Source organism: Moorena sp. SIO4A5 (assembly GCF_010672005.1).
In the GTDB taxonomy this organism is placed as follows: Bacteria; Cyanobacteriota; Cyanobacteriia; order Cyanobacteriales; family Coleofasciculaceae; genus Moorena.
In genome coordinates this window covers 1-6,988 of sequence record NZ_JAAHHZ010000248.1, presented here as the reverse complement: position 1 = coordinate 6,988, position 6,988 = coordinate 1, and the positions used below count along the sequence as shown (strand labels likewise).

Here is a 6,988-nt window from a genome sequence, read left to right as displayed (position 1 = left end):
AAAGTTATTGGTCATACTTCTGTTTACCAGAATTTAGATGCCCTATCCAGTCAAGGTATTATTGAATGTATTGAGCGCTCGGATGGACGGTTGTACGGCAATATCAGCGATACTCATAGCCATGTCAATTGCCTGGATACAAACCAGATTCTTGATGTTTATGTAGAACTACCGGAAGACTTGCTCAAGCAAATTGAGGCACAAACTGGTGTAAAGATTACGGAATATCGGATTGATTTTTATGGTTACCGTCAGGAGGGATCACCTAACTCCCCGTCGGGTGGTTTGAGGGAGTAGGGAGTAGGGAGTAGGGAGTAGGGAGTAGGGAGTAGGGAGTAGGGAGTAGGGAGTAGGGAGTAAGAGTTGCAAAAACTGATTGTAACTCAGTGATAAAAATGTCATTTTAAGTTACCCAAACAACGCCCTTTTTTTAGGGTTTGGTCATAACGCAACTAATTAATCAAAGAATCAATCAAAGTATGACGTTTGAATGGGTAAATTAAAAATTGAAGTAAATCCACAGTTGTTAATAACAACTAGCCAGATGGTGGAGTATTTTGTTCAGCACTGATTTACTAACTCGCTGACCTACTGACCCATTGAGCTACGGACTCACTCAGTATTATGGATATTTACCAATCTACCATTCGTCCAATTTTATTTTCTGGGTTGAAGACAGATCCAGAATGGTTACACAATCGAACTCTAGCGCTATTGAGCTGGCTGTCATCGAATCAGGAATCTACTCTAGGTCACTGGGTTAAGGGTCAATTACAGCAAAGGTTTTGCTTAAATGATGGTCGCCTCGAACAAACCCTCTGGGGAGTAAACTTCCCCAACCCTATGGGTTTAGCAGCAGGATTTGATAAAGATGGTGTGGCTGCTGGAATTTGGGGAAGCTTAGGGTTTGGCTTTGCTGAACTGGGTACTGTAACCTTTCACGGTCAACCGGGAAATCCTCGTCCTCGTTTATTTCGCTTGGTAGAAGACAAAGCTGCTCTGAATCGGATGGGATTTAATAATCTTGGGGCTATAGCAATGGCTGCTCGATTAGAACAGTTGAAGGTTAACAGGTTACAAGTAGAACAGTTGAAGGTTAACAGGTTACAGGTTGGGATTAATCTAGGTAAATCTAAAGTAACACCCCTAGCAGAGGCAGCAGATGACTATCGGTCGAGTTTTGGCCTGTTGAGGGAATTGGGGGATTACTTTGTGGTTAATGTGAGTTCACCAAATACACCAGGATTGCGATCGCTTCAGGATGCCAGTCAACTTAGTCTGATCTTAGATGCTCTGCAACAGGAAAACGTTTCCCAAAAGCCGATTCTGGTCAAGATTGCCCCGGATTTAGAGTGGAATGCGATCGCAGATGTCCTTGAGCTTGCCCAAAGCTATGGGTTAGCTGGGATTATTGCCACTAACACTACCATCCGTCGGGATCTGCTTAAAACACAACGGATTGCGGCAACGGGCAAACCGGTAACGGAAGAAGCTGGAGGGATTAGTGGAGCACCGTTGCGTCAACGTTCTACAGAGGTAATTCGGTTTATCTGGCAGGAAACTCAAGGAACCTTACCGATTATAGGGGTTGGAGGCATTTTTACGGCGGAGGATGCTTGGGAGAAGATTACCGCAGGTGCTAGTCTAATTCAGGTGTACACGGGTTGGATTTATAACGGTCCATGGATGGTAAGGCAGATTCTGCAAGGGCTGTTGCAGAAGTTGGAGGAAAGAGGCATGAGTTCAATTTCTGAGGCAGTGGGTTCTGGGTCTGGTTGAAGGTTGAAGGTTGAAGGTTGAAGGTTGAAGGTTGAAGGTTGAAGGTTGAAGGTTGAAGGTTGAAGGTTGAAGGTTGAACGCGATCGCTTGGCCAAAAGGCCAAGGTTGTCTGTCAGAATGCAGAATGTAGAATGCAGAATGTAGAATGTTGTTCGCCTTTGGCGTTCGAGAAGGGTAGGTGGTTTGATTGAGTGTTAACCTTCAGGATTAGATGAGCAATTCTGAGCGCAGGATAGTAACTGCTTGTCCACTCAGAAAAACGCGATCGCTACCGGTATAGTTAACCTTTACTACACCACCCCGAGAGGAGGCTTGGTAGGCTAAGAACTGATCTTTACTATTGCGATTGCGCCAGAAGGGAGCGAGACAACAATGGGCAGAACCTGTAACTGGGTCTTCATCAATTCCCAATCTGGGGGCAAAGAATCGGGAAACAAAGTCGTATTCTGAATCACTGTCAGCCCAACTAGTCACAATTACCGCAGACAGAGGTAAGGTTTTCATCAGTTGGAAATTGGGCTGCATCTGCTTGAGCAACTCTTCCGACTCTACCTCGACCAAATAGCCTAGGGAATTTTTCCCAACCCACTTGATCGGTACACCCAAGGCTTGGCTGAGTGCTTCTGGAGTACTGATAACTTCTGAGGGATTCACCGGGAAATCTAGTTGAATCCACTCACCCTGGCGCTGAGCCATCAGCAATCCACTCTTGGTGTAGAACCGAATCATTTGATCAGGGGACAGATGTCCCTCTGACCAAAGAACATGAGCACTAGCTAGGGTGGCGTGACCGCATAAGGGGACTTCCACTGTTGGTGTAAACCAACGCAAATTGAAACCATCCTCTTGCTTGACTAGAAATGCGGTTTCAGATAAATTCATCTCTCGCGCTACGTTTTGCATCCAACTGTCATCTTGAGCAGTTGGTAAAACACAGATAGCAGCAGGATTTCCTGTAAAGGGTTTACTGGTGAAAGCGTCTACTTGAATAATGGTTTGTCCCATAATCAGGCAAAAGGTTAAATCAAGTCTGGTTAATGAGTTTTAAAATGGTTGATTGTGTTAATTGTTAATTGTTAATTTTAACTTTATCATTCATAATTAATAATGAACTAACAATTAACATCCAAGGAATGTTCCGAAGATGTTATCTAAAATTGAGCCTATCTCCCGCTGGAGAATAGAACTGTAAACGTCCAACACCTAAATATAAACCGTAGGGGTTCTCTCCAGGGGGGAAAGCTGTAACGCCAAACAGATAGACACCACCCCATCGTGGGTTGCGAACAGGACGAAGCCCAACAGTAATGGTTTTTCCTGGGTTTACTGGTGGATCGAAGGTAACTGAAATTGTTTTGGTTGAGTCGTCTTTTGTGACCCTTCCCAGAGATAACGGCTGACCCCGGTCTTGGTAGGTTCCTTCAAATGCTGAGGATTTCTCGGGATAGAATTGAATCTTATATCCTCCTTGACGCTGATTAATAGTTAATCTTTGGAGTGGTTCACCAATATCCCCTGGTAAGTCCACGGTGAAATAGTATGTTGCTCCTCGCACATCAGCTTGATTAAACGTAGTTACTGCATCCAACAACCTAGGAGATTTCTCAAATGAAACTCTCCCATCCGCTAACTCAACGGCTTGGGTTGAGGGAGTATCCAAAATTACTAAGGATAAGACTAAGGCTATAGTAATTTTGATAAAGTTTACCGAAAACAGAAGCGGCGCACGCAAGCTCAATCTCTTTAGAGCTAGGATCAAGGGTGACGTAGCGGTATATGACGCCGTTTTTTGTTTGACTTCACCATCTAACATGTTGACACTACTGATGATTCTTGTTATTTGATAATTCTAATGTGAAAGGTTAGTAGGCAAACCATAATTGATCCGGTACAACTATGGCATCTGTCTGTAGTGAGGAAAATCCCGAAGGGAGCAAAGGTGGGGAATAATGGGACCATCGACAATGGCAAAATGGCACAATAATTTATTTCAAGTCAAACTGTTTAAAGTATTTATGATCTCTCCATCTCCCTAATCTTCCGATCTCCTCCTGGAATACATGCTATGTCTGTTTTGTCAAGCCCTCAATTCTATGCACCTAGGCTCAATCCCCTATTAACCCGCATCTGTCAAAGCTTTTCTGATCTAGTCGCCGATAATTTTTATCAACTGAAGTTAGTGGTTGAGTCTACGGACCTAGAGAAACTGGCTCGCTTGGAAGAGGAACGGGTGGTTTATCTCCCCAATCATCCTACCCTTGATGATGGGATGGTTCTGTTTCTGTTATCAACTCGGTTAGGGCAACTCTTTCACTATGTTGTGGCTTACGAGAGTTTCCGGGGATGGATGAAAAAATTTCTGCCGCTGATAGGAGCCTACTCGATTCGAAGGGGTTTAGGCGATCGCACCAGCATTGCCCAAACCCTAAAGTTACTGAAGCAACCAAGTTGTGATTTGGTGATTTTCCCCGAAGGGGGCTGCTCTTATCAAAATGATACGGTTATGCCTTTCCGAACGGGAGCTATTCAACTGCCTCTACAGGCAATGAACCAAATGGTGAAACAGGGTGAACCTGTTCCTAATCTCTATTTAGTACCGGTAAGTCTGAAGTACCAGTACACTGATTCCATGAAGCCGGTGATTGATCAGACCCTGTCCCGTCTAGAGAAGGCGTTCAAAATTAATGCGATCGCACCAAACTTCTATGGGCGTTTACGGGGTGTTGCTGAGCAAGTAATTCTTCGCTTGGAGACTGAATACGACCTTAATCTAGACCAAACCACTCAGATCGATTGGAACCAACGGATTAACCAGCTCAAAACTCATCTGTTGATTGAGTGTGAACAGAAGCTAGAGATAACACCGGCAACCATGACACCAATCCGAGAACGAGTGTATAAAATTCAGTCAGTCTTAAAATCCCGTGCTCAAGAGTTAGACCAGTTTGATGAAACCACTTATGAATCAATTTACCAAGCTACTCTCCGCCTGCTTAACTTTGATGCAATTTACGATGGTTATGTTGCGGCCTCTCCTACACCAGAGCGTTTTTTAGATACCCTAACTCGACTAGAGCGGGAAGTGTTTAAGTTTGATCGACCTTTGCCGAAAGGACACCGGAAAGCGAAGCTCCGTATTGGAGATCCCATAAACCTCAAAGAGCATTTTCAGTCCTACAGACAAAACCGAGCAGGAACAGTGGAGATGTTGACCCAACAACTACAACAGACAGTTCAAGAAAATTTATCGTAAGCTATCAGCTATCAGCTATCAGCTATCAGCTACAGGCCAATTCCTGAATGCTTAGATGGGCAAATCCCCAGACTTTAAATCCTGTAAAATCTCGAACTATTAAATTCTCCCGTGTGGGCATTGGCGCACGCTACGCGAACGATGTTTATTTTAAGGATTAGGCTGACGGCTGTTGGCGTAGCCTGCGCTTCGCGCATATGCTGACGGCTGTTGGCGTAGCCTGCGCTTCGCGCATATGCTTACAGTATTACTCAACTGGATTTGAGATTAGTCCTGACGATTAATTTAAAATTTGTTTGCAAAAATACTTTTTTTTGCAAAAATACTTCACACTTTTTGCAAAAACAATTGGTTAAGCTAAGAGCAGGATAGAAAGTAGAGGAAATTTTATGAACGCTGTTTTTGGCGTGGATTCACAGCAGAGCCGCTGGCGAACCATTGCCATGTTTGCTTTAGGGTTTTGGCTCAGTAGCAGTTTGGTTATAGACTTTGTGATCATGCCATGCATGTCTACAGCTGGCATGATGAGTCAGGCTAGTTTTGCTACAGCTGGCTATTCAATTTTCTGGACATTTAATCGTGTTGAGCTTTTGTGTGGCGCTTTAATATTAGCCAGCCTATTAGTCCTGCGTGGTAATTCTAATCTTTATCATTACGTCAGACGCTGGTCTATTTTATTATCCCTGCTCATGGTAGGGATCGCAATTATTTATACCTACATCATGACACCCCAGATGAGCGCCATGGCTCTACAACTGAATCTTCTAGAGCCAGTGAGTGGCATGCCAGCAGGAATGGTGCAAATGCATGAAGGCTACTGGCTGCTAGAAGCAATCAAGTTAATGGCAGGGACTACACTACTTAACTGGTGCTATAAAGACTATCGTAGATTGGTCTGTTCGTAACTTGCTCCCACACTCCCCCTAACCCCAGGGCTGATTCATTCTCGTGGATCTTGTGGACATTATTGTCAGGTTAATCAGGTGAAAGGGAGGTGGGGTGGTAGAGGATCAATCCTCCACCGTTCTTTCTGAAGGCCACAATAGCCGTAATGCCATCAAAGCAAAGCCAATGGCTGCGATCGCTTTAAGTAGACGAGTAGGCAACAGATGAGCCACCCCTCCCCCAGCTACTACACCCAGAAAGCTAGCAAGTATCAGTGCCGCTATAGTTCCCAAAAACACAGTACGGGGGGAATTGAGACTACCACTGAGTGCGATCGCTGCAAATTGGCTTTTGTCTCCAATTTCAGCTAAAAATACCGTTAGGAAACTTAGTCCTAGTAATTGCCAATCCATCGTCTAATCACTCATTCATAACTAATTCAGTTTGATTGCGTCCCACAGAAGCATAACTGATATCAACAGTAAAAGTGTTCCGGCAGCAGTATCCATCATCTCAGGGGAGAAGCGCTTAGCCAGCCAATGACCAATCAGTACACCTAGCAAACTAGTAGATATCAGTGCTGCGGCAGCACCAACAAACACAATCCATGGAGACTGGGATTCGGCAGTGATAAGTAGTGTTGCCAATTGGGTCTTGTCGCCCATCTCGGCTAGAAAGATAGTTAGGAAAGTTGAACTAAAGATTCCCCATACAGCCATCTGGTTTGCTTTTACTGGCTGACTCTGGTCAGATTGAGTCACTGGAAAACTGCTCAAGATATAGTTACTCTATACAATTTACCAAAATTTGCATAACTTTACATAAATTCTGAGGCTGTGATCACTCTCCAAATGTAAATTCTTAAAACAAGTTGAGATTTTTCTCCCCGAAAATTCTTATGATTGCTTTGATTGCTGATCAATTCATCAATATGGGAGAAACTACATTGATTAACTCAATTTTGTTAGCTGCTGTGGAAACCTCTGTTCCGGTGACCCCAGAGTGGAGTCCCACAGTGGGGATAGTAATGATTTTGTGTAATCTGTTTGCGATTACTGTTGGTCGCTTTGC

Annotated in this window: 9 protein-coding genes; 4 read left to right on the top strand and 5 right to left on the bottom strand. The window is 44.0% G+C overall.

The window, feature by feature from the left end; translation table 11 throughout:
* The coding region (locus tag F6K57_RS33920) for a transcriptional repressor (RefSeq protein WP_293072328.1) at nucleotides 1-297 on the top strand (297 nt) is incomplete at its 5' end.
* Here the strand turns inward: F6K57_RS33920 and F6K57_RS33915 are convergent.
* On the bottom strand, nucleotides 262-402 hold the full coding sequence (locus F6K57_RS33915; protein ID WP_158069877.1) for a hypothetical protein: 141 nt from the start codon (nucleotides 400-402) through the stop codon (nucleotides 262-264). The genes F6K57_RS33920 and F6K57_RS33915 overlap by 36 nt on opposite strands.
* Nucleotides 403-624: 222 nt before the next feature.
* On the opposite strand from F6K57_RS33915, the gene F6K57_RS33910 reads away from it, so the two are divergent.
* On the top strand, nucleotides 625-1,779 hold the full coding sequence (locus tag F6K57_RS33910; RefSeq protein WP_293023674.1) for a quinone-dependent dihydroorotate dehydrogenase: 1,155 nt from the start codon (nucleotides 625-627) through the stop codon (nucleotides 1,777-1,779).
* 207 nt (nucleotides 1,780-1,986) lie between these two features.
* Here F6K57_RS33910 and F6K57_RS33905 read toward each other — a convergent pair whose 3' ends face one another.
* Complete coding sequence (locus F6K57_RS33905; RefSeq protein WP_293072327.1) at nucleotides 1,987-2,784, bottom strand: PhzF family phenazine biosynthesis protein; 798 nt, start codon at nucleotides 2,782-2,784, stop codon at nucleotides 1,987-1,989.
* Nucleotides 2,785-2,926: 142 nt separating this feature from the next.
* Complete coding sequence (locus tag F6K57_RS33900) at nucleotides 2,927-3,511, bottom strand: DUF2808 domain-containing protein (protein ID WP_293023668.1); 585 nt, start codon at nucleotides 3,509-3,511, stop codon at nucleotides 2,927-2,929.
* Nucleotides 3,512-3,844: 333 nt separating this feature from the next.
* Between F6K57_RS33900 and F6K57_RS33895 the strand changes: the two genes are divergently transcribed.
* Complete coding sequence (locus tag F6K57_RS33895) at nucleotides 3,845-5,032, top strand: 1-acyl-sn-glycerol-3-phosphate acyltransferase (RefSeq protein ID WP_293023665.1); 1,188 nt, start codon at nucleotides 3,845-3,847, stop codon at nucleotides 5,030-5,032.
* A gap of 389 nt (nucleotides 5,033-5,421) precedes the next feature.
* Nucleotides 5,422-5,937: a DUF4149 domain-containing protein gene (locus tag F6K57_RS33890; protein ID WP_293023662.1), complete on the top strand. Its 516-nt coding sequence runs from the start codon at nucleotides 5,422-5,424 to the stop codon at nucleotides 5,935-5,937.
* A 105-nt stretch (nucleotides 5,938-6,042) separates the two neighbouring features.
* Here the strand turns inward: F6K57_RS33890 and F6K57_RS33885 are convergent, their stop codons facing one another.
* On the bottom strand, nucleotides 6,043-6,330 hold the full coding sequence (locus F6K57_RS33885) for a TMEM165/GDT1 family protein (protein ID WP_293072326.1): 288 nt from the start codon (nucleotides 6,328-6,330) through the stop codon (nucleotides 6,043-6,045).
* A 21-nt stretch (nucleotides 6,331-6,351) separates the two neighbouring features.
* Complete coding sequence (locus tag F6K57_RS33880; protein WP_364305233.1) at nucleotides 6,352-6,693, bottom strand: TMEM165/GDT1 family protein; 342 nt, start codon at nucleotides 6,691-6,693, stop codon at nucleotides 6,352-6,354.
* Nucleotides 6,694-6,988 lie beyond the last annotated feature (295 nt).

Coding starts and splice junctions, on each gene's coding strand:
- F6K57_RS33915 (WP_158069877.1), bottom strand. CDS start 402: ATGACATTTTTATCACTGAGTTACAATCAGTTTTTGCAACTCTTACTC.
- F6K57_RS33910 (WP_293023674.1), top strand. CDS start 625: ATGGATATTTACCAATCTACCATTCGTCCAATTTTATTTTCTGGGTTG.
- F6K57_RS33905 (WP_293072327.1), bottom strand. CDS start 2,784: ATGGGACAAACCATTATTCAAGTAGACGCTTTCACCAGTAAACCCTTT.
- F6K57_RS33895 (WP_293023665.1), top strand. CDS start 3,845: ATGTCTGTTTTGTCAAGCCCTCAATTCTATGCACCTAGGCTCAATCCC.
- F6K57_RS33890 (WP_293023662.1), top strand. CDS start 5,422: ATGAACGCTGTTTTTGGCGTGGATTCACAGCAGAGCCGCTGGCGAACC.
- F6K57_RS33885 (WP_293072326.1), bottom strand. CDS start 6,330: ATGGATTGGCAATTACTAGGACTAAGTTTCCTAACGGTATTTTTAGCT.